Origin of the sequence: Sneathiella sp. (assembly GCF_047631475.1) — a bacterium.
Taxonomy (GTDB): Bacteria; Pseudomonadota; Alphaproteobacteria; order Sneathiellales; family Sneathiellaceae; genus Sneathiella.
Map to the genome: position 1 here is coordinate 109,268 of NZ_JBLHZT010000006.1, position 22,297 is coordinate 131,564.

Genomic DNA, 22,297 nt, shown 5'->3' on the forward strand with positions numbered 1-22,297 from the left:
GGCACCCCTAATCCGTTGACTGTTAAAACGGCAGTGCCTTTAACGCCTCATACAAAAAGTCAGAGACCCGACGGATCCGCATATTGGTCCGAAGCTCTTGATGAGAGGCAAGCCACATTGGAAGTTCAGGCAATGCCAAATCAGGAAGCAGGCGCACTAGGTTAGGGCTCTGGCTTGCCAGAAAGACACCGCCGAAACCAATCCCCGCCCCCGCCTTAACTAATTCCCAGTTCACCACCTGATCATCCGTACGAATTGCAAAATCGCTGCGCGCGGCTGAATATCCCATACTGGACATTTGCCGAAGAATAAGATCATTTCGATCATAGCCGACAAGCTGATGGGTCAGTAGATCCTCCGCATTTTTTGGAACGCCCCAATGATCCAGATAAGATCTGGCCGCAAAGCACCCGATAGAAATCTCCGTTATTTTTCGCACGATCACATCATTTTGGGTGGGCTGAACCATCCGCAAGGCGATATCCGCATCCCGGGATAAAAGATTGTCCACCTTGTTACTTGCCACAATCTCCAATTCGATCTCTGGCTCCAGACATTTCAGATCCGCCAAGATCGGTGGCAGAATATAGGTCGCCACAACCTCACTGGCGGTAATGCGAACACTTCCCTTCAAACTTTCAGACTTTCCCGCTGCTTTCAACATAAACGCGTTCGCGCCCTCTGCCATTTGCCGGGCATCTTCAACCAGAGTGTAGCCCGCCTCGGTCAGTCGCATGCCACTTCTGCCTCTGACAAATAACGACACGCCCAGCTGGCTTTCCAGCTCATTGATATGCCGACCAAGGGTGGGCTGGCTGATCTTCAGCGCGTCAGCAGAATGGGTAAGGGTTCCTGTCTCGGCGACAGAGAGAAAAGAGCGAACGAGATTCCAGTCCATATCATTCATTTTTGCATATTAAATATCCAATACATCCTGAATACCATTCATTAATAAACATATAAATTGGTTTCATCTTGTTAGGAGACAACAAATGAAAACCATCATTATATTCGGTGCCCAAGGCAGACTGGGCTTCACAGTAACCAAACATTTCGCATCCGCTGGCTTTAACGTTGTAGCCGTCAGCCGTTCCGGCCATGTCGAAGGGCTTGCGGCTTCGATCGAACATCGTCAGGCCGATGCATTAAATGAGCAAGATGTGATCCGAGCCGCGAAAGGGGCTGATTTCATCTTTAACGGTCTCAACCCTCTTTACACAGATTGGCGGACCCAGGCCTTACCGATGGCAGAAAACATCATGAAAGCGGCTGCGATTGAAAAAGCAGTGCATTTATTTCCAGGTAATGTCTACGGATATGGCGCGGCCATGCCGGCCGTATTAAACGATCAAACCCCGATGCATCCGACGACGGAAAAGGGGATCATCCGCCTACAAATGGAAACGCTTTTTCGGCGGTACGCGGAAAATGGGGCCGTGCGAACACGGATCATTCGAGCCGGCGACTTTTTTGGGGGTGAAAAAACCGGATCCTGGTTTGATCTGATCGTCGTTGCCAAATTGCACAAGAACATCCTTCAATATCCGGGCGATCCTAAGATCAATCACGCTTGGGCCTATCTTCCAGATCTGGCCGATGCCTTTGTCAGCCTGGTCCATCAGGATACAAAGTTGGGGGCGTTCGATTGTTTTACATTTGAAGGGCATACGCTAACCGGCCATCAGTTGCACGGCGCATTGGAAAGAATAACCCAGCGATCGTTGACACAAAAAACAGTGCCCTGGCCCGTTCTGAGGCTGGGCGGCATCGTCATAAAAATGTGGGCGGAAATTGCCAAAATGTCTTATCTTTGGTTTACGCCTCATCGTCTGGATGGCACGCGCCTCTCAAAAATAATCGGTAACAAAAAGCAAACACCTCTGCCCTTGGCACTGGCCCAAAGCCTGAAAGATCTTGGATATCAGGATTTGCTCAGGAAACAGACAGCTGACTAGGGGTTCTTATGTTTGTTTGATATCCACCAACTGCTTGTCTTTTTCCTAAAAATCGGGAATGATGCCGCATTATAAAGGCGATAAAGCCTAAGAAACGTACTGTTGGAGGAAGCATAATGCGTGCTCAAATGATCAAAACTCTGTCCCTCGCTGTGATCGCAGGATCCATGGCCTTTGGAACTGCGGCGCAGGCTGAAACGCGGGTCACCTATAAATCAGCGAAGAGCTCGTCTTCCTACTACCAGATGGCGGTTCAAATTGCCGAAGGCATGAAAGCAGGCTCTAACGGCGACATCATCGTGACCGTTGAAGAGAGCCAAGGATCTGTCCAAAACGTCATGGAAGCCACTGTTCGCCCGGGAAATTATGTTTTCACCACGCCTCCTGTACTGGTCAAACTGGCCAATGCGGGCAAAGCAATGTTCAAGGACAAACAGAACCCGAAATTTGCCGATATTCGTGCCTTGTTCCCGATCCCGTCCCTGACCATGCATTTTGTTGTGCGCAGCGACAGTGGCATTGAGAAATTTTCCGATCTGGAAGGAAAAACCATTCTGATCGGCAAAGGCTCCTTCGGTGCCCGCGAAGGTGCTAAATATCTGAAACTGTTTGGTCTTGAAGGCAAGGTAACGCTGGCCGATGTGGAATTATCCAATGCAGTACCAGCCCTTAAAAACAAGCAGATTGATGGTTTCGTGACGGCCGGTTCGTATCCTGCGCCCAATGTCATTGAAGCCGCAGCGGGCACAGGCGTAAAAGTTCTGTCCCTGTCCGACGACCAGATCAAAAAGACAAAACGGACGAAGCTGACCATCCCAGCCGATACCTATGCAGGCGTTGGCACCGAGATCAATACAACATCCCTGCCGGTTGTCGCCTACACGACGACCAATATGGATGATGCAACCGCCTATGCCCTTACAAAAACCTATTGGGAACAAAAAGCCAAACTCGGCGAGAATAATGCCTGGTGGAACGGTGTTTCTGGCAAGATGCTGACCAATATCACCGGCAAAATTCATCCGGGTGCCCTGAAATACTACAAAGAAGCTGGTATCGACGTTCCGGCATCTACCCAGTAAACTATCCCTGTTTGGAGTTTAGAATATGTCAGCACCGGGCCGTTATTTCTGGGTGGCGCTCGGTGCTGCCTCAATTCTCTTTCACCTTGGCCTGATTTTTTCGGGCCTTGTTCCTAATCTGCTTTCCCGTCCGCTGCACATGCTGTTGGCGCTCCCGTGGATTTTTCTGTTTACCACTAGCGGCACTCTGGATCGACTTTGGGGTCTGGTCATCACGTTTGCAGGGTCGGCCGCAATCCTTTATGTGGCTGTCAACGAAGCCGCGCTTTCTGATCAATACGGTTTCCTGAACAGCCCCCTGCAAACCGGCGTGGCCATCACGCTGGTGCTGGTCACCCTTGAAATGGCCCGTCGTGCCGTTGGCTGGCCACTCCCACTGGTTGCCGCCCTTGCCCTTTTATACGGCTTGTTTGGTCAGCACCTGCCCGGAGAATTTGGCCACCCCGGTATCCCGCTTCAAAGTTTTCTGGGCAATCTAACCATTGCTGAAGGCGGCCTTTGGGGTAAATTGACGGGCGTTTCGGTGTCAATTGTTGCGGTTTTCGTCATAATGGGTGCCGTCCTTAACTCGGGAGAAGCCGGCCAGGGCTTTATGAACCTTGCCACTGCCGCCGCAGGCCGGTTGAAGGGCGGAGCGGCCAAAGTTTCAACCTTATCCTCGGCCCTGTTCGGATCCATTTCAGGCTCTGCCTCGGCAAATGTGGCCTCAACCGGGGCCATCACATTACCGGCCATGACACGACTTGGTTATCCCAAAGCACTGGCCGGCGCTGTCGAGGCCGTCGCCTCCTCCGGCGGTCAGATCATGCCCCCCTTAATGGGGGCTGGCGCGTTTGTTATGGTCGAACTGACCGGTATTCCCTATACCGGCATTATGGCAGCGGCAATATTCCCGGCCATTTTGTATTTTATGACGGTCTGGTTTGGAATTAATGCCTTTGCCCGCCGGTTTGAATTAAAAGGTCTGCCTGAAGATCAGCAGCCTGCCCGCAAAGAAGTACTGATCACCACGGCTTTCTTTGCAGTTCCCTTTTTAATCCTGCTGGAGCGGATGTTCATTGGTGGTTTTACACCGCAATATGCTGCGTCCGTCGCCATTCTGGCCGCTTTCCTCTTGCTCCTTATTGATGGAAAGCTGAAATTTGATATTCGCAAAACGGCGAAACGACTGGAAGATACCTGCCTGAACACAGGGAAACAGGTTTCCATGATCGCATCGATCATTCTTTGCGCCTCGTTGATCATTGGTGTTCTGGGGGCAACCGGACTTGGCATCAAGATCACTTCCCTTATCCTGTCAGGGTCAGGGCAGATGTTATGGCCAGCCTTGCTTCTGACCGCCGGTGCGTGCCTTATTCTGGGAATGGAAGTGCCAACAACGGCAGCCTATGTGATCTGCATTTCCGTTGCAGGACCTGCGTTGCAACAACTGGGTCTCGCGCCCTTGCAAGCCCATCTTTTCGTATTCTGGTTTGCCTTGCTGTCCACCATTACACCGCCGGTTTGCGGTGCCGTTTTCATAGCTGCGGGGATGGTCGGTGAGAACTGGTTGAAAGTATCGATCTATGCCATGGCACTTGGTTTGGGCCTGTATATTATTCCCTTGGCGTTGATTGCGAACCCCGACTTGATCGCTATTGCTGATAATCCTGTTTCAGCAGGCATCCAGTTTATCAAAGTGGGGATCAGTCTTGGCGCGATCTCTTATGGGATGATTGCCCCGCTCAATATGATCCTGCGGGTGGCTTTGGTCGCAAGCGGTTTTATGGGTATCTTTTTGCTTCCCTTCTAGGGAACACAGAAAAAGAGCCTGGCAGGACCAGACCCTTTTTATTGGCTTTTACAAGCGCCCCAAAAATTAGTAATTCATGGCGTATTTGTTGTTGTTTTCTTTCGATTCCGGCACATTATTTTTGTAATCTGCCACGAACAGGATCCGGTCACTTCGTTCAAATTTGGATGTTTTGAAATCGACAAACACAAATTTTGTTTCACCGGCTTTGAATTTCGGCATATAGGCTGTGGCACCGCCGCCGCCCTGTCCCATATTCAGGCCTTGCAGCAAGCCGCCTGATGTCGCCTGAGTTCCCTGATTTTTGATCTGAACACCAAATTTCGTATCGGAACCACCAACCCGTGTGGCTGACAGAATAACGAAGTCTGCTTTGGCACGGGCGGGTTTTTTAACAGCCGCGAATTTGGCGGAACCAGCCTGGTTTTCTGTTTCCCGGCCCGGTGCTTTGATTGTCAGGTCCTTGCAGGTATAAGATCCCATTTCCAAAACTGGAATTTGACCAAACGGACATTTTGGTTTTGGACCGTTTGGATTGGCGGCTGTTGCCGTTGTGGCAAAAGTAGCAAGTGTGGCAACGGCGAAGACTGAAGCAAGAAGCATATTTTTCATAATTTAGTATCCCTTAATTGAATGTGATACCAGTAGGTCGTCGGCGCGCCGTTAATCGTTCAAATTTTTTTTGATTTTTTTTACAGGACCAAAAAAGATTGGATCTGTGCTATTGGGTAGATCTTACGCAGTGGTTCGAAAAAGGCGGGAATGTGGACGCGTATCTGGGATTGTTTTTAAGTGCTTTTTTGTCAGCCACCCTGCTTCCCGGATCCTCAGAAGCGCTACTGACAACACTTGTTTATAAAGGCGGTTATTCCGCCGCTTTATTATTGATCTTTGCAACAGCGGGAAATGTGACGGGATCTGTGTTCAACTGGATCTGCGGAACGTTTTTGATGCAGTTTCAGGATAAAAAATGGTTTCCGGTCTCGGCAATACAGATCGAGAAAGCCACCCGATGGTACAATAAATATGGCACCTGGTCCCTTTTGTTTGCGTGGCTGCCCATTATTGGGGATCCGCTGACAGTTGTCGCGGGCATTCTGCGGGCACCTTTCTGGCTTTTCCTGATCCTTGTCACTGCCGGGAAACTTTTCCGCTACGGATTGATTATCGCGGGGATTGAGTTCTTTTTCTGATATAAAAAAACCCGGCAGGACAGCCTACCGAGTTTTTTTTCATTCCTTTTTGAACGATCAGGCCACGATGGAAGAAAACCGCTGTTCGATTAATTCTTCAGCTTCGGCAACTATCCGATGCACCAATTCTTCGACGGTTGGGATGTCTTTGACCAGACCAATGCACATCCCGGCAGACCAGACACCGGCTTCTTCATCCCCATTTTCATAGACAAGGCGTCCCCGTTGCCCGCTGGCAACCGGACCGATCTCTTCGATCTGTTTGCCTTCAGCTTCCATAGAGATGACCTTTGCCGCCACGCCATTTGAGAACATCCGCGATGTATTGCGCAAGGTTCTGAAAATAAGAGACGTATCCAGCTCGCTGGCCGCGACAATCTTTTCTTTGATATTCTGATGGATCGGCGCTTCTTTTGTTGCCATAAAGCGCGTTCCCATATTAATGCCGTCGGCCCCCAGTGCCAAAGCGGCGACCAGACCCCGGCCGTCAGCAAAACCGCCAGAGGCGACAATAGGAATATCCAGTTGATCGACAGCACGCGGTATCAGGATCAGGCCGGGTGTGTCATCTTCACCCGGATGTCCTGCGCATTCAAAACCGTCAATACTGATGGCATCCACACCGACTTTCTGAGCTGAAATCGCATGGCGCACAGAGGTGCATTTATGGATCACTTTAATGCCAGCCTCTTTCAGTTTTGGCATATGCACTTTCGGGCTGTTTCCCGCCGTTTCGACGATTTTGACGCCCGATTGAACGATTGCGTCCATATATTCATCATAGGGAACGGGTTTCAGTGTCGGCAAAATTGTGAAATTGACGGCAAATGGTTTATCCGTCAGATCCTTGACCCGATTAATCTCTTTAGTGAGTTCTTCTGGCGAAGGCTGAGTAAAGGCTGTCAGGCAACCAAGGGCGCCTGAATTAGCAACGGCAGCGATTAATTCTGCGCGGCCAACCCACTGCATGCCCCCTTGAACGATAGGATGTTCGACCCCGAACATTTCCGTAAATCTTGTTTTCATTATTATTTCCTCGGAAAAAAGGTTCCCTAAAAAGCTAGATTAACCGGGAAATAATCGCAAGCCTGTTTCTTCTCTAGGCAGGCAAAACAGCCGTAGCCTCAATTTCGACCAAGGCTTCATCTTCCATTAAGTCGGCAACCTGAACCATTGCCATTGCCGGAAAATGACGCCCCATTACCTTTCGGTAAACCTCGCCAACCTCACGCTGCTTGGCGATATAGTCCTTTTTATCTGTCAGATACCATGTCAGGCGAACAATATCCTCAGCCTTGCCGCCACCGGCTTCAACAACCGCCAGAACATTTTTCAGCGTCTGTTCCATTTGTCCGATCAGATCATGAACTTCAAAGACCTGATCTGCGTTCCAGCCGATCTGCCCGCCGACATAGATAACCCGGCCACCAGCAGGGGCCGACATTCCGTTGGCATATCCTTTTGCGGCTTTCCAGCCTTCGGGATGAATAATGTCATTGCTCATGATGCTTCTTCCATCAGTTTAGTCAAAACAGTCCGAATATCTGTGGGCCAGCCTGTTGGCTTGCCACTGTTCATATCCATATGGACAAGGGTTAAAAATGTCTCAAATCTTGTTTGTGTCTCTGCAGTTGCTATCAGCGAAAGATCCAGACTGGCGCCTCCGATTTTTTCAACCGACAGATCAATCATCAACACGTCCCCCAACCGACTGGGGGCCTTGAAGGTGGTCTTGATCGTCGCCGTTGGAACCGCCGAATGCCGCTTCATATGAAGATCGGCAAAGGGAACCTTCAGAACCTTTTCAAACCAGTTCTCAACCGTTGCGTTCACCATTTCAAAATATCGGGGGTAAAATACAATACCCGCCGGGTCACAATGCTGGAACAGAACCTGCTGCTGATACCGAAAAGGTGTCATATCACACGCCCAGATATCGGTTTTCAATATCCCGTGTCATTTGATCAGGGGTTCCCGCCCAGACAGTAGTCCCTTTTTCCAGAATTACGCATTGATCGGCAATCGGCAACAATTCTGCCAGGGTTTTATCAACGATCAGAATGGATTGCCCGGTTGCTTTCAGGTTCCGCACCGCCTGCCAGATTTCCTGACGAATAACCGGGGCAAGCCCTTCGGTAGCTTCGTCCAGGATCAAGAGTTCCGGATTGGTCATCAAGGCCCTGCCAACCGCGAGCATCTGTTGCTCGCCGCCAGATAAAGTATTGGCATATTGACTATAACGTTCTTTCAAGCGCGGAAATAGATCCGCAACCCGGTCCAAGGTCCAGTCTCCCGACCGCGCCGCGGCGATCAGGTTTTCATAGACTGTCAAATTTGGAAAACAGCGCCGCCCTTCCGGAACAAGCCCTACACCCAACCGTGCGATCTTATGAGAGGGAAGCGTCCAAAGATCCTGCCCACGAAAATGAATACTGCCCCTGCGGTATTTTTCCAGACCGCAGATCGACGCGATTGTGGTGGTTTTACCCATGCCATTCCGGCCCATCAACGCAACAACCTGTCCTTCACCGACAGTCAAATCGACACCAAATAACGCCTGTGATGGTCCATAAAAGGTTTCGATTGCGGATACTTCAAGAAGGTTTGTCATGTGGCTTCGCCTCCCAGATATGCTTCTCGCACGGCCGGATGCCCCCGAATTTCATCAACCGTACCGCTGGCAATGATCCGACCATAAACCAACACGGAAATCCGGTCGGCCAGACTGAAAACAGCGTCCATGTCATGCTCTACCAAAAGGATAGGGGCCTGCTTGCGCAACCCATCAAGGAAGTTTGTCAGGTTTTTTGACCCCTCCGGTCCCATACCCGCCATCGGCTCATCCAGAAGAAAAACCTTTGGGTCCAACGCAAGCGCGATGGCAATTTCAAGCTGGCGGCGCTCCCCATGGGAGAGTTCAGCTGCCGGAATATCGGCCCGGTCTTCAAGACCAACCTTTGCCAGCATTACCCGAGCCTGATCCAACAGACGCTTGTCGTTCATAACAGATTTGAAAAACCGGAAACTGGATCCGGCTTTGGACTGCACAGCCAGCATCACATTCCGCAACGCAGAAAATTCCAGCGCCAGAGACGACACCTGAAAAGTCCGGCCAAGGCCGGCTCGGGCCCGTTCTGCAACCCCCATTCCAGCCATATCCTGACCAAAGAAATGGATGCTGCCGTTATCTGATTGATAGTCGCCGGAAATCTGTTTGATCAGGGTGGATTTACCCGCCCCGTTTGGCCCGATCAACGCGTGAATTTCACCCGGATATAATTCCAGTGTTACATCATCCGTCGCCTTCAGGGCGCCAAAGGATTTATAAAGGTTTTTTATCGACAGAACCGGTAGCGCAGTATCTTCAGTCATGGCGTGCCTTCCCTGCAAAGAACCCAATTAAGCCACCCCGGGCGAACAGAACCACGGTTAAGAGGACCGCTCCCAGAAACAACATCCAATGTTCGGTTAATCCGCCAAAAATAGATTCAAACAAAATGAACATCGCCGCCCCAGCGACCGGGCCAAACAATCGGCCAACGCCCCCCAGAATAACAAAAATCATGATTTCGCCAGACATGTGCCAGGAAAGCATCGTGGGATCAACAAACCTGTTCAGATCGGCAAACAGGGCCCCGGCAAGGCCGGTGATCATGGCGGAAATCACAAACGCCACAAGGCGAATGTTAAACGGTGCAATGCCAACAGCCGCCAGACGTTCCTCATTCTGGCGCGCCGCTTGGAGGGCCGCACCAAAACGTGAATTTTTCAAGACATGAACAAGACCGATCACCAACATCAGAATCACAAAGGTGACAAGAAAGAAACTGATCGGATCAAGTGTATTGATCACCGGGAGTTTGTTTCGAACGTAAATGGAAAGACCATCTTCCCCGCCATAAGCCGGCCATGAAATCGCGAAATAATAAATCATCTGCGCAAAAGCCAGCGTAATCATAATGAAATAAACGCCCGCCGTCCGAAGACTGAAAAACCCGATCAGCAACGCGACCAGACCACTCACCAGTATCGCTATTGGCCAAATGATCAGCATTTGGGTTGTGCCGTTCAGCTCAAAAGGTGACAGCATAATGGGTTCGTAATTCAAGGCATGACTGGCCAGAATACCCGCCGCATATCCCCCAATTCCGAAGAACGCGGCATGCCCGAAAGAGACCAGGCCGCCCAATCCGAGCGCCAGGTTTAACCCCACCCCAGCAAGGGCCAAAATGGTGACTTTCGTTGCCAGCGTGATATAAAATGGCTCTTTTACAGCTAGGGCCACAAAGGGAACTGATAACAACAGAACGGCCAACAGGCAATTAATGCCAATTTCTTTATTCAACTTAACCATTGGCAGGGAATAAACCTCGCGGCTTCACAATAAGAATAAAGGCCATCAAAATATAAATAAGCATTGAGGCCAGTGCCGATCCGATGGTCGTGGCCGGAACAGCCTCCATGAACAACTGGAAAAAAGCGGGCAGCAAAAACCGGCCCATTGTGTCGACGATGCCGACAAGAATGGCCCCCACAAGCGCCCCTTTAATGGATCCGATCCCGCCGATTACAATCACCACAAAGGCAAGGATCAGGACCGGCTCGCCCATCCCCACCTGCACAGACTGTATCGCGCCCACCAGAGCGCCCGCCAATCCGGCGAGTGCGGCGCCCAGAGCAAACACGATTGTATAAAGAAGCCGGATATCAATCCCCAACGCGGCGATCATCGCCCGATCGGACTCGCCCGCCCGAATGCGAATGCCCAAACGGGTTTTTGAAATCAGCAGATAAAGCCCTAACGCTACCAAGCCGCCAATGACGATAATGGACAGGCGATAAAGCGGATATTGGATGCCGCCGGGAAGCATAACTGGACCGGCCAGCAGATCCGGTACGTTCAGGAAAAGAGGGAAAGAGCCAAAAAGCCAGCGCGTACCTTCCGAAAAAATCAGTATAAGCGCAAAGGTCGCCAAGACCTGATCCAGATGATCGCGTTCATATAAACGACGGATCACGGCTATTTCCACAATGGCCCCGGCCGCCGCGGCGGCAGCAAGAGACGCCATTATTCCCAACCAGAACGATCCAGTAATGTTGGCAACCCATGCACAGGCAAATGCACCAACCATATAAAGGGACCCGTGAGCCAGATTGATAAGGCCCATCACTCCAAACACAAGAGTAAGACCCGCTGCCATTAGAAACAGCATCACCCCGAACTGCAGGCCGTTGAGCAATTGCTCAATAAGAAGCGCTGACGACATACTTAATCCAAATCGGACATAATTTAAGGAAAAAAAGCGGGATTGCAGCAACCACTGCAATCCCGAAATTGGCGTTAAAGCCTACATTTTACATTTTGCAGCATAGCTGTCCTGATGCTCTTCAAGCGCAACACCGACCACTTTATTTGTGTAGATGTCGCCTTCCTTGATCACTTCACGTACATAGATTTTCTGAATAAGGTGCTGGTTATTTCCAAATTTCAGCTTACCGCGTGGCGAGTCAAAATCTGCTTCCTTGATCGCAGCACGGAACGCGTCCGTATCTTTAATGCTGGCTTTGCTCATGGCGGACAAAATCAGGCTTGCAGTATCGAAACCCTGAACAGCATACAAAGAAGGTAACCGGCCATATTCCTTCTGGAAGCTTTCAACAAATTTTTTGTTTCCAGGAAAATCCAGATCTTTTGACCAATGCGATGTATTCATCGCACCAACAGCGGCCTGACCCACGGCTTTCAGAATGCCCTGGTCAAACGAGAAAGCTGGACCCATTACTGGGATATTAACACCTGACTGCGCATACTGCTTCATGAACGCAATCCCCATACCACCTGGCAGGAAGACAAAGACACTGTCTGCACCAGACGCCCGGATCTGTGCGATTTCAGCCGCATAATCCTTCTGACCGAGTTTTGTGTAAACTTCTTTTGCCACGTCACCTTTGTAAAAGCGCTTATAGCCGTTCAAAACATCACGGCCCGCTGGATAGTTTGGTGCCATGATGAAGGTTTTCTTCAATCCCGCTTTATTGGCATGGGCGCCCATACCTTCTGGCAAAATATCGTTCTGGAACGAAGCATTAAAGTAGTTTGGATGACAGCCCTGACCAGCCAATTGGGATGGGCCCGCATTTGGTGAAATGTAGATTTTGTTTTGCGCAACGGCATTTGGAACAACTGCCATGGCAAGATTTGACCAGATAATACCGGTCAAAATATCAACTTTTTCACTTTGGATCATTTTGTCCGCAATCTGAACAGCCGTTGCCGGTTTGCGCGCATCATCTTCAATGACAACGCTCAGATCCTTGTTGCCTGCCTGTTTCACAGCCAGCATGAAACCATCACGGACATCAATTCCCAAACCAGATCCACCACCGGACAAAGTGGTGATCATCCCCACTTTAACAGGCTCTGCGAGCGCCGATCCGGCGACCATGCTCAGTCCAACAAGACCCGCTCCGACTAATTTAGCTATTTTCATCTACTCTTCTCCCTGTTTTATTTCCATCGAGATTGTTTCTCCCAAAACAATCAATTTGTTCGTCTACTTTTTTATATACGATACGCAGAATGGTATCATATTTCTTCCGCTCGCAACCGGAATCTTTGAATTTTACCAGTTTGCGTTTTTGGCAGATTTTCTTTGAATATGACAGATCTTGGATATTTATAAGGCGCCAATGTTGCCTTCACATGATTTTGAAGTAGTTTTTTCTGCGCTTCATTTTTTTCAAAACCTGGGTTCAATACAATATGCGCTTCCACAATTTGTCCGCGATCCGCATCCGGCACACCAATAACCGCGCATTCGCTTACGGCATCATGGGCAAGAAGTGCGGCCTCCACCTCCGGGCCCGCGATATTATAGCCAGACGAAATGATCATATCATCTGAGCGGGCGGCAAAATGAAAGTAACCGTCTTCATCCATTGAAAAAGAATCGCCGGTCAGGTTCCACCCGTTTCGAACATAGTGTTTCTGCCGATCATCCGCCAGATACCGGCACCCGGTCGGGCCCCGAACCGCCAAACGACCGACCTCGCCGGGCGGCAATTCCTGCATCTGTTCATCCACAATCATCGCTTCGTAACCAACAACCGGCTTTCCAGTGCAGGCCGCTCTGGAATCGCCGAACCGGTTTGAAATAAAGATATGCAGCATTTCCGTAGAACCGATCCCGTCCAGCATCGGCTTTCCTGTTTTTTCAAGCCACGCATCATAAACGGGGGCAGGCAGCGTTTCGCCGGCCGACACCGCAGCCCGCAATGACGACAGGTCCGCGCCGTCATCCATCGCCTGCATCATCGCCCGATACGCCGTGGGTGCTGTAAAACAGATGGTTGCTTTATAGGTTTCGATGATATCAATCATATCTGCCGGTGCCGCTTTTTCAAGCAGGGTTGCCGCTGCCCCAAAACGCAATGGGAAAATGGCCAGTCCTCCCAAACCGAAAGTAAAAGCCAAAGGCGGAGAGCCAACAAAAATATCGTCCGGAGTAACGTTCAATACTTCACGGGCATATCCATCTGCGATGATCAATAAATCCCGGTGAAAATGCATGGTGGCTTTTGGCTCTCCGGTCGTGCCAGAGGTAAATCCAAGCAGCGCCACATCATCCCGACCCGTTTTTATCGCATCGAAACGAACGGGCTTGTTTAATGCAATCCGATCCAGTTCTGCATCAAAATTGGCGGTGCCATCAAATCCCACGACCTTGTCCAGATGCGGACTTGTTTTTGCACAGGAAACCAGCTCGTCCATCAGACGGGTATCACATAGCGCAAAGGAGATTTTGGCTTTTTCAACGATTTGCGACAACTCTCCCGAACGCAACATCGGCATGGTATTGACAACAACAGCCCCCGCCTTTGTCGCAGCCAGCCAACAGGCGACCATCGCTGGATTGTTGGCCGACCGGATCAACACCCGATTGCCCGGTTTAACCCCATATTCATCGACCAACGCATGGGCAAGCCGGTTCGTCCAGTCGGATAGCTCTTTATAGGTCCGGCGGCGGCCATTGCCGATCAACGCAGTATGATCCCCAAATCCCCGCTCAACCATACGGTCGGTAAGTTCAACACCTACATTCAGATGTTCAGGATAATTCAGCATTGCCAAATTAATCTCAGGCCATTGATCTTCCGGTGGCAGACTATCCCGGGTAAAGGTATCCGTATGTGCACTCGGTCCCAGCATTTTACCTCCTTATCAGCGCTCCCAAACGCTGGTTTTCACTATCCGTTCAGCGTCTGACGCGCAATAACGACTTTTTGGACATCTGATGCCCCTTCATAAATCCGCAACGCCCGTATTTCACGGTACAGACCTTCCACGACTGATCCGGAACGGACACCGTCGCCGCCATGCAATTGCACGGCTTTATCAATCACCACCTGGGCGCGATCGGTTGCATATAATTTTGCCATCGCCGCTTCCCGTGTGACCCGATCCGCGCCGTTATCCTTGGTCCATGCCGCCCGGTACACCAGTAATGCCGCAGCATCCACATCCAGCGCCATTTCCGCCACATGCCCCTGCACCATTTGCAAATCAAACAGCGGCGCCCCAAACAGTTCGCGATTTTGCACCCTGTTTACTGTTTCGTCCAAGGCCCGGCGGGCAAACCCCAACGCCGCCGCACCAACCGTCGACCGGAAGACATCCAGAACGGCCATCGACAGCTTAAATCCTTGTCCCGACTGCCCGATCAGCGCAGTAGCAGGGATTTTAACATCCTTAAAAGACAGCGTTGCAAGCGGGTGCGGGGCAATTACTTCAAGCCGCTCCTTAACCGTCAAACCCGGCGTCTCCGCTGGCACAAGAAAGGCAGAAAGACCGCGCGCACCGGGGGCTTCTCCCGTTCTTGCAAAAACACAATAAAGATCGGCAATTCCGCCGTTGGAAATCCAGGTTTTCTCGCCATTAAGAAGATAATGATCGCCGTCCAGAACAGCCTGCATATCCATATTGGCCACATCGGAACCGGAACGCGGTTCAGACAGTGCAAAGGCCGATAACGCTTGACCGGACCGGGTTTTATGCAACCATTGTTGCTGCTCAGGTGTTCCAAAGAAACTAATCGCCCCTGTTCCAAGACCTTGCATAGCAAACGCAAAATCAGCCAGACCATCATGACGGGCGAGTGTTTCGCGAATGAGACACAGGGACCGCACATCCAGTGGCTGCGGATTATCCGGGTCGATGGCCGAATAGGTTAAAAACCCCGCCGCGCCCAGTTTCGCAACCAGATCTTTACAGGCCTGATCCACATCGGAGTGATCGACCGGCAGGTTTTTAGCGCACCAGCCATCCAGCTCTTCTGCCAGATGGCGATGATGATCGTCAAAAAAGGGCCAATCAAGAAAACTGCGATCTGACATGCTCAGTTCCCCTCAAAAACGGGTTTTTCTTTGGTGACAAACGCATGGTAGGCCCGGTGAAAATCCTGGGTCTGCATACAAATGGCCTGTGCCTGCGCTTCAGCCTCGATGGCCTGCTCCAAGCTCATTGACCATTCATGATTGAGCTGCGTTTTGGTAATGGAATGGGCGAAATTGGGTCCGGCAACGATCCGGCCTGCCATCTCCATCGCGGTGTTTTCCAACTGATCCGCGTCCAGCAGGCGACTGTAATATCCCCAGCGTTCCCCTTCTTCGGCGTTCATCACCCGACCCGTATAAAGAAGATCCGCCGCGCGCCCTTGCCCGATAATTCTTGGAAGCATTGCACAGGCCCCCATATCACAGCCCGCCAGACCAACCCGGGTAAACAGAAAAGCCGTTTTCGCAGCAGGCGTTGCTATGCGCATATCCGACGCCATGGTGATGATTGCTCCCGCGCCCACCGCAACACCATCAACGGCGGATATAATCGGCTTTCCGCAATTGATCATGGCTTTGACAAAGTCACCTGTCATTCGGGTAAATTTAAGAAGGTCCGCCATATCCATCCGGGTAAGCGGGCCGATAATATCATGAACATCACCACCAGAACAAAAATTCCCGCCATTGGGCAGAAAGACCACAGCCTTCACATCCTCTGCATAATGCAAATCCCGAAAGGTATCTCTCAGTTCGGCATAGCTTTCAAAAGTCAGTGGGTTTTTACGCTCTGGGTTATTCAGGCGAATAACCGCTGTCTCGCCTACCATTTCCCATAGAAAATGTTCTGGTTTAAGGTCTGCCATCTTGGTCATTGTTTGTCTCCACCACCAACGTTATTCCCGCGGTTTGTTGTAATATTAAGATCCAGAAGGGTACTGATCAGAGCGGCATCATCGGGCTTAACATCCTGCAAAAGTTCGTTAATCCAGCCTTGGTGGACCCGTGCCATTGCCTTGAATTCGTGACGGCCTTTTTCAGTCAGACATACCCGCATCGCGCGGCGATCGCTTGGGATAGGGGTCCGTTCCACCAGCAACTCACCAACGAGCCGCTCGATTATTCCGGTCACATTTCCATTGGACACCATAAGGGCGGCCGACAGCTCACTCATCTTAAGACCCTCTTTATGACGATACAGGGCCGACATCACATCAAAGCGCGGCAACGTCGATTTGTAGCGGGTCCTTAACCGCTCCCGCAGTTCCGCTTCAATGGCGCGGGAGACTTTCAACATCCGCAACCACAGCCGCACACGCTGTTTTTCGCCGTCCGGGACATCTTCTGTTGAAAAGGTTTCTGATCCTAAATCAATCATACTTCCCCTCCGGACACTGAAATAGCCTGACCGGTGATTGATCCCGAATTATCATCACATAGCCACAGTACCGTTCGGGCAATTTCTTCAGGTTGGATAAACCGTCCCATTGGGTTGGTTGCCTGCAGCGCCTTGATGGCCGCCGCCTGATCCATTCCCGTTTTATTCATGATATTTTCGATGGATTTTTCCAGCATGGGTGTTTCTGTAAAACCCGGACAAACCGCATTTACCGTGATGCCCTTAGTCGCCAATTCCAAGGCAAGTGATTTGGTCAAACCGACAACGCCATGTTTGGCCGCGCAATAGGCCGACACATACGCATATCCTTTAAGCCCAGCTGTTGAGGCAATCGAAATCAACCGACCCCAACCCGACTGCTCCATCGCCGGCAATGTTGCTTGAAAACTGTTAAAAACACCGGTGAGGTTAATCATTAGGGCCTGCGTCCAGTCTTCAGTCGTCATTTTATTAAACGGTTTACTGTCGGCGGCGCCCGCATTTGCGATTGTGATGTCAATCGGCCCCTGACGTTTCGAGGCCTCCCGCACCAGATCCGCCATGGAAACAGGATCCGTCACATCGGCAGAAATCGCGTGAATTGCCGAATGCTGCGCCGAAACCTCGTCCAGAGGAGCCTGCCGACGGCCTGTAACCGTTACAGCGGCCCCTGCCGCGGCAAGCTGCAACGCGATTTCGCGCCCCACACCAGTGCCGCCGCCTGTTATCAGAACATGCTTTCCTGTTAAGTCCGTCATGCTCTAGACCTTCATGCCGGGAGTTTCGCCCCGCTCTGCCAACCGCTTCATCTGGTCTGCGCCAGGCCCATAAGGGTCTGGCCAACGCGTCATCTCGTCCTGCAGGCCCGCGGCCGCATGCAATGTCCAGTATGGATTGGATAAATGTGGCCGGGCCAGACACACAAGGTCCGCACGCCCTGCCAACAGGATGGAGTTTACATGATCCGGCTCGTAGATATTCCCCACTGCCATCGTTGCCATATGGGCTTCGTTCCGGATCCGGTCTGAAAAAGGAGTTTGGAACATACGGCCGTAAACCGGTTCTGCCTTGATGGAGGTTTGGCCTGCGGAAACGTCACAAATATCAACGCCTGCCTCTTTCAGAAGCGCCGCAATTTCAACCGCATCTGCGGGCGTAATACCTTGTTCTTCCACCCAGTCATTGGCAGAAATACGAACCGATATGGGTTTTTCAACCGGCCAAACTGCCCGTACCGCCTGGAATATTTCCAAAGGATACCGCATCCGGTTTTCCAGCGATCCCCCATACACGTCCTGCCGATTATTGGTCAGTGGCGTAATAAAGGAAGACAGCAGATATCCGTGAGCTGCATGGATTTCCAACATATCAAAACCAGCGGCCTCAGCCCGTTTAGCAGCAGCCACAAATTGATCGCGCACCATATCCATGTCATCCCGCGTCATGGATTTCGGGGCCTGATTATTGGGAGACCAGGGAATGTCTGAAGCAGAAAGAAGGGGCCAGTTCCCCTCTTTTAAAGGCGCGTCCATTTCTTCCCACCCGAGTTGGGTAGAGCCTTTTGCCCCGGAATGACCAAGCTGGACACATATCTTTGCGTCCGTTTCGGCATGAACAAAATCTGTGATTCTTTTCCAGGCACCAATATGATCATCATGATAAAGCCCCGGACAACCTGGTGTAATACGGCCCTCGGCACTCACGCAGGTCATTTCTACATAGACCAGTCCGGCACCGCCTTTGGCCCGTTCTCCATAATGGATTAAATGCCAATCAGTCGGGGCGCCTTCAACCGCTTTATATTGTGCCATGGGAGAGACAACGATCCGGTTTTTAAGCTGCATATCGCGCAGTTGATAAGGCGCAAACATCGGCGCGCGGGTCGGCAAATTACGATCAGCACCGGCTTGCTGTTGGAACCAGTGTTCAGCCCCTTCCAGCCATTTCGGGTCTCGCAGACGCAAGTTTTCATGGGAAATACGCTGGGAACGGGTAAGCAGCGAATAATTGAACTGCACAGGATCCAGATCCAGATACCGCTCGATCTCTTCAAACCATTCCAGCGAATTCCTGGCGGCCGACTGAAGTTTTAAGACCTCAACCCGGCGGTCGTCTTCATATTTGGCAAATGCCGCCTGCAAGGTGGGTTCTGAATGTAGATAATCAGCCAACGCAATCGCACTTTCCACCGCGAGCTTGCTGCCAGAACCAATTGAGAAATGCGCACTTGCTGCCGCGTCCCCCATCAGAACCAGATTTTCGTGGGACCAGCGCTGACATAGAACCCGAGGGAAATTAATCCAGGCCGATCCCCGAATATGCCCGGCATTGGTCATCAACTTATGACCGCCCAGATGTTTCGCAAAGATCTTTTCACACAGGGCGATGCTTTCCTGCTGGCTTAAATCAGCAAAGCCAAAATTGTCATAGGTTTCTTCTGAACATTCAACAATGAAAGTCGCCGTATCGTCGTCAAACTGATAGGCGTGCACCCAAATCCAGCCTTTATCCGTTTTTTCAAAGATAAATGTGAAGGCATCGTCAAATTTCTGGTGCGTTCCCAACCAGACAAATTTACATTTTCGAACATCGATATCAGGCTTGAAAACATCTTCAAACCGTGTGCGGGCTTTGGAATTCAACCCATCTGACGCAATCACAAGATCGTAGTTGGCCATATAGTGTTCAACGTCTTCGGCTTCCGTTTCGAACTGAAGCTTGATCCCCAGTTCCTGAGCCCGCCCCTGCAACAGGATTAAGAACTGTTTTCGGCCGATACCGCAAAAACCATGACCGCTTGAGACTGTCCGCTCGCCCTTATGGACAACCGCAATATCGTCCCAATAGGCAAAATGCTTTCGGATTTCTTCCGCACTGACAGAATCATTTTCCTGGAGGTTATCCAAGGTTTCATCGGAAAGAACCACGCCCCAGCCGAACGTATCATCAGGCCGGTTTCTTTCAATAACCGTAATGTCATGCGAGGGGTCTCTCAGTTTCATACTGATCGCAAAATAAAGGCCAGATGGCCCGCCTCCCAAACACGCAATCTTCATGCAGCACCCATTCGGTTTTTTATTCTAGACCTAAACCGTGGCAGATGAGAGAAAGTATTTCAAGTTTAAAATTTTAAACTTGAAATATATTTTTCTAATTTGGACATTCTGAGAATACTTGCGCGTATTTAAATGCATTGTATTCTACCTCAACCATTATTCAGTCGATCAGGAAAAGTATCCATGAAAATCAAATATCTATGTGTTCTCTGGATGTGCCTCGCGTCGTCCCCTCTTTTGGCCGAAGAGCTGACGAGTGAAAAGAAAGCCGTCATTGATGGCATTTTGGCATTGAACAATTCTCAGAAAGCCGCGGAAAAAAGCATCGACCAAATGACTGATCAACTGACGCAGATACTAAGGGCAATACCAAACCTACAAAAGCCCGGAGTTGCTGAAAAAGTGACCGACAAATTTGTTCTTTTCGCAAAATCACGCATGAAAAAAGACAATATGATAAATGAAATCAGTTATCCAATTTATCATAAATACTTTACCTTAGAGGAACTGAAAGCGCTGCGCGGATTTTACCAGACGCCTGTGGGCAAAAAAGTGGGCTCTATGACCCCGGCAATTGTCCAGGAAAGTGCGCTTGCAGCTAAAGCCTATTTTGCTAGCCTTCAACCTGAAATGCAGGTCATTATTACGCAGGTTTTGAGGAGTGAAGAAAAATAATTTCTATATAACTAGTATTATGGTTGTAATTTACCCAAACAACCGCTATGTTAACATCATGGATACAGTTCATATTGCACAAACATTGGCTGAGTTAGGCCATCAGACCCGTCTTGAGATTTTTCGCACTCTTGTTAAAGCCGGGCCCGCAGGCCTGAGCATTGGCGAAATTGGCAGCAAACTTGGCGTTCCCGCGTCAACCTTGGGCTTTCACATTAAAGGGCTGGTGTCTGTTGGCTTAATTAGTCAGGAAAAACAGGGCCGTGCGGTTATTTGCCGTCCGGAACTGACCGTCTTGACCACTGTCATTCGAGATCTGGAAGCAGAATGCTGTTCAGAAATGGCTGTTCTTGAAACAGAAAATGAAGAGGCGTAACCGCCCCTTTTTTTGACCAAATATATCTATAAAACTAGTTATGTGGAATTATTATGACTCTTTCTTCTTTGCCAACGGAACCACAATTCAGTTTTCTGGCCTTTCTGTCAAAATGCGTTCGCAAACTGGATTTCCCGCTCTCGGTCGGTTTTTTGATCCTCGCCGGGCTTGCTTTCATTCAGCAGGATCAAGCCGCCGAAAGTATCGATTTTACGCTTGATGCCTTAATCGGCATTCTACCTTTTCTGCTTTTATCCGTTGGTCTTGCAGCCGGCCTTAAAACCACAGGCGCGGATCAGATCGTTGCGCGCGTTTTTGAAGGACGCCCCCTGCAGGCGATCGCTATGGCATCGCTGTTTGGTGCGTTATCTCCTTTCTGTTCCTGCGGCGTAATCCCGATCGTCGCGGGATTACTGGCCGCTGGGGTTCCCATCGCTCCGGTTCTCGCCTTCTGTATCGCCTCGCCAATTATGGACCCACAGATGTTTGTTTTAACGGCGGCCAGTCTGGGGATGGAATTCACGATTGTTAAAACGGTTGCCGCCGTTGGAATGGGATTAATGACCGGTTACACCACCTTATTGATCTCCCGTTCTGGCGCCCTTGAAAACGCCCTGAAACCCATGGCGCAACCTTCCTGCGGAACTTCTGCATGTGGCGCACCCAGCGTCAGCGAAGCTCAGATCAAATGGGCATTCTGGCAGGAAAAACCAAGAAATCTATTATTCGTTCAGGAAGCCGGAAAATCCGCTTGGTTCCTGGGCCGCTGGTTGGCCTTCGCATTTTTGCTGGAAAGCCTGATGATTGCCTTCCTTCCCGGTGAAATGATCGCCACCTGGTTGGGCGACAGCTCGTTCTTTGCCCTCCCCGCCGCTGTCATTCTGGGCGTCCCGGCCTACCTGAACGGTTTCGCTGCTATTCCCCTTATTCGAGGATTGATCGATTTAGGCATGAGCCCGGCAACAGGCCTTACATTTATGCTTGCGGGTAGCGTGACCAGCATCCCCGCCGCAGTGGCCGTTTGGTCCATTGCAAAGCCAAAGTTGTTTGCCCTTTACCTTTTCTTCGCAGCAAGCGGATCCTTTCTCTCTGGTTTGTTTTACATGCTCTGGCTTTCGTGAGGATTTCATCAACCGCCGCCTCTATTTGGCCTGCTGCTCTGATACAGCCTCCCGGCAAATGCAAAGCCTCTGGACAAAAGTTCTATTTATAGTACTTTTAATAAAAGAGATAAAAAGGCGGCAAGCCGGGGGTGAGCATGACAGCAAAAAACACAGACATTCTAAGGGTGGCCAATTGCAGTGGCTTTTATGGTGACCGGTTATCTGCTGCCAGGGAGATGGTGGAAGGAGGCCCTATTGATGTGCTGACCGGCGACTATCTGGCCGAACTGACCATGTCGATCCTGTATTCCAAAAAACGTAAAGACCCGGATCAGGGATATGTCGGGACCTTCC

Annotated in this window: 24 protein-coding genes; 8 read left to right on the forward strand and 16 right to left on the reverse strand. The window is 50.5% G+C overall.

All coding sequences use genetic code 11. The annotated features are described in order from the left end of the window. Positions 1-22: 22 nt before the first annotated feature. Complete coding sequence (locus tag ACJAYR_RS04205) at positions 23-898, reverse strand: LysR family transcriptional regulator (RefSeq protein WP_415235428.1); 876 nt, start codon at positions 896-898, stop codon at positions 23-25. A gap of 94 nt (positions 899-992) precedes the next feature. On the opposite strand from ACJAYR_RS04205, the gene ACJAYR_RS04210 reads away from it, so the two are divergent. The 3 genes from ACJAYR_RS04210 to ACJAYR_RS04220 all read left to right on the forward strand — a co-directional run bounded on the left by ACJAYR_RS04210 (position 993) and on the right by ACJAYR_RS04220 (position 4,829). Beyond that, positions 993-1,955: an NAD-dependent epimerase/dehydratase family protein gene (locus ACJAYR_RS04210; RefSeq protein ID WP_415235429.1), complete on the forward strand. Its 963-nt coding sequence runs from the start codon at positions 993-995 to the stop codon at positions 1,953-1,955. A gap of 128 nt (positions 1,956-2,083) precedes the next feature. Continuing rightward, positions 2,084-3,037 (forward strand): TAXI family TRAP transporter solute-binding subunit, encoded by a 954-nt coding sequence (locus ACJAYR_RS04215; RefSeq protein WP_415235455.1) that lies wholly within the window; start codon positions 2,084-2,086, stop codon positions 3,035-3,037. A gap of 25 nt (positions 3,038-3,062) precedes the next feature. Continuing rightward, positions 3,063-4,829 carry a TRAP transporter permease gene (locus ACJAYR_RS04220; protein ID WP_415235430.1) on the forward strand — a complete coding sequence of 589 codons (1,767 nt, stop codon included), beginning with the start codon at positions 3,063-3,065 and terminating at the stop codon, positions 4,827-4,829. Positions 4,830-4,895: 66 nt separating this feature from the next. Here the strand turns inward: ACJAYR_RS04220 and ACJAYR_RS04225 are convergent, their stop codons facing one another. Further along, positions 4,896-5,441, reverse strand: a complete 546-nt coding sequence (locus tag ACJAYR_RS04225) for a CARDB domain-containing protein (protein WP_415235431.1) — start codon at positions 5,439-5,441, stop codon at positions 4,896-4,898. Positions 5,442-5,545: 104 nt separating this feature from the next. Between ACJAYR_RS04225 and ACJAYR_RS04230 the strand changes: the two genes are divergently transcribed. Next, positions 5,546-6,022, forward strand: coding sequence for a YqaA family protein (locus ACJAYR_RS04230; RefSeq protein WP_415235456.1), 477 nt, complete (start codon positions 5,546-5,548; stop codon positions 6,020-6,022). A 57-nt stretch (positions 6,023-6,079) separates the two neighbouring features. Here ACJAYR_RS04230 and ACJAYR_RS04235 read toward each other — a convergent pair whose 3' ends face one another. From ACJAYR_RS04235 to ACJAYR_RS04300, 14 genes are all read right to left on the reverse strand, one after another. After that, positions 6,080-7,054, reverse strand: coding sequence for an NAD(P)H-dependent flavin oxidoreductase (locus tag ACJAYR_RS04235; RefSeq protein ID WP_415235457.1), 975 nt, complete (start codon positions 7,052-7,054; stop codon positions 6,080-6,082). 67 nt (positions 7,055-7,121) lie between these two features. Beyond that, the gene (locus ACJAYR_RS04240; RefSeq protein ID WP_415235432.1) at positions 7,122-7,526 is read right to left on the reverse strand and encodes a RidA family protein; all 405 of its coding nucleotides are present in this window, start codon (positions 7,524-7,526) and stop codon (positions 7,122-7,124) included. Continuing rightward, positions 7,523-7,942, reverse strand: coding sequence for an acyl-CoA thioesterase (locus ACJAYR_RS04245; protein ID WP_415235433.1), 420 nt, complete (start codon positions 7,940-7,942; stop codon positions 7,523-7,525). The genes ACJAYR_RS04240 and ACJAYR_RS04245 overlap by 4 nt, the downstream gene beginning before the upstream one ends. 1 nt (position 7,943) lies before the next feature. Beyond that, entirely contained in the window at positions 7,944-8,633 is a 690-nt protein-coding gene (locus ACJAYR_RS04250; RefSeq protein ID WP_415235434.1) for an ABC transporter ATP-binding protein, read from the reverse strand. Then, positions 8,630-9,394, reverse strand: coding sequence for an ABC transporter ATP-binding protein (locus tag ACJAYR_RS04255; protein WP_415235435.1), 765 nt, complete (start codon positions 9,392-9,394; stop codon positions 8,630-8,632). The genes ACJAYR_RS04250 and ACJAYR_RS04255 overlap by 4 nt, the downstream gene beginning before the upstream one ends. After that, entirely contained in the window at positions 9,387-10,376 is a 990-nt protein-coding gene (locus ACJAYR_RS04260) for a branched-chain amino acid ABC transporter permease (RefSeq protein WP_415235436.1), read from the reverse strand. Before ACJAYR_RS04260 ends, ACJAYR_RS04255 begins: the two co-directional genes overlap by 8 nt. After that, complete coding sequence (locus ACJAYR_RS04265) at positions 10,369-11,289, reverse strand: branched-chain amino acid ABC transporter permease (RefSeq protein WP_169543661.1); 921 nt, start codon at positions 11,287-11,289, stop codon at positions 10,369-10,371. The genes ACJAYR_RS04260 and ACJAYR_RS04265 overlap by 8 nt, the downstream gene beginning before the upstream one ends. An 81-nt stretch (positions 11,290-11,370) precedes the next feature. Next, complete coding sequence (locus ACJAYR_RS04270) at positions 11,371-12,513, reverse strand: ABC transporter substrate-binding protein (RefSeq protein ID WP_415235437.1); 1,143 nt, start codon at positions 12,511-12,513, stop codon at positions 11,371-11,373. Positions 12,514-12,608: 95 nt separating this feature from the next. Further along, positions 12,609-14,231, reverse strand: a complete 1,623-nt coding sequence (locus ACJAYR_RS04275) for an AMP-binding protein (protein ID WP_415235438.1) — start codon at positions 14,229-14,231, stop codon at positions 12,609-12,611. Positions 14,232-14,269: 38 nt separating this feature from the next. Beyond that, positions 14,270-15,415: an acyl-CoA dehydrogenase family protein gene (locus ACJAYR_RS04280; RefSeq protein ID WP_415235439.1), complete on the reverse strand. Its 1,146-nt coding sequence runs from the start codon at positions 15,413-15,415 to the stop codon at positions 14,270-14,272. A 2-nt stretch (positions 15,416-15,417) separates the two neighbouring features. After that, complete coding sequence (locus tag ACJAYR_RS04285) at positions 15,418-16,230, reverse strand: enoyl-CoA hydratase family protein (RefSeq protein WP_415235440.1); 813 nt, start codon at positions 16,228-16,230, stop codon at positions 15,418-15,420. Further along, positions 16,227-16,733, reverse strand: a complete 507-nt coding sequence (locus ACJAYR_RS04290; protein WP_415235441.1) for a MarR family winged helix-turn-helix transcriptional regulator — start codon at positions 16,731-16,733, stop codon at positions 16,227-16,229. Before ACJAYR_RS04290 ends, ACJAYR_RS04285 begins: the two co-directional genes overlap by 4 nt. Further along, positions 16,730-17,491 (reverse strand): SDR family NAD(P)-dependent oxidoreductase, encoded by a 762-nt coding sequence (locus ACJAYR_RS04295; protein ID WP_415235442.1) that lies wholly within the window; start codon positions 17,489-17,491, stop codon positions 16,730-16,732. The genes ACJAYR_RS04290 and ACJAYR_RS04295 overlap by 4 nt, the downstream gene beginning before the upstream one ends. Before the next feature lie 3 nt (positions 17,492-17,494). Beyond that, the gene (locus ACJAYR_RS04300) at positions 17,495-19,789 is read right to left on the reverse strand and encodes a bifunctional salicylyl-CoA 5-hydroxylase/oxidoreductase (RefSeq protein ID WP_415235443.1); all 2,295 of its coding nucleotides are present in this window, start codon (positions 19,787-19,789) and stop codon (positions 17,495-17,497) included. A gap of 183 nt (positions 19,790-19,972) precedes the next feature. On the opposite strand from ACJAYR_RS04300, the gene ACJAYR_RS04305 reads away from it, so the two are divergent. From ACJAYR_RS04305 to ACJAYR_RS04320, 4 genes are all read left to right on the forward strand, one after another. Continuing rightward, a complete protein-coding gene (locus ACJAYR_RS04305) occupies positions 19,973-20,464 on the forward strand; it encodes a DUF2059 domain-containing protein (protein ID WP_415235444.1) in 492 nt (163 codons plus the stop codon). A 58-nt stretch (positions 20,465-20,522) separates the two neighbouring features. Next, complete coding sequence (locus ACJAYR_RS04310; RefSeq protein WP_415235445.1) at positions 20,523-20,840, forward strand: ArsR/SmtB family transcription factor; 318 nt, start codon at positions 20,523-20,525, stop codon at positions 20,838-20,840. Between the two features lie 53 nt (positions 20,841-20,893). Further along, positions 20,894-21,961, forward strand: a complete 1,068-nt coding sequence (locus ACJAYR_RS04315; protein WP_415235446.1) for a permease — start codon at positions 20,894-20,896, stop codon at positions 21,959-21,961. Between the two features lie 137 nt (positions 21,962-22,098). Further along, the coding region (locus tag ACJAYR_RS04320; protein ID WP_415235447.1) for an acyclic terpene utilization AtuA family protein at positions 22,099-22,297 on the forward strand (199 nt) is incomplete at its 3' end.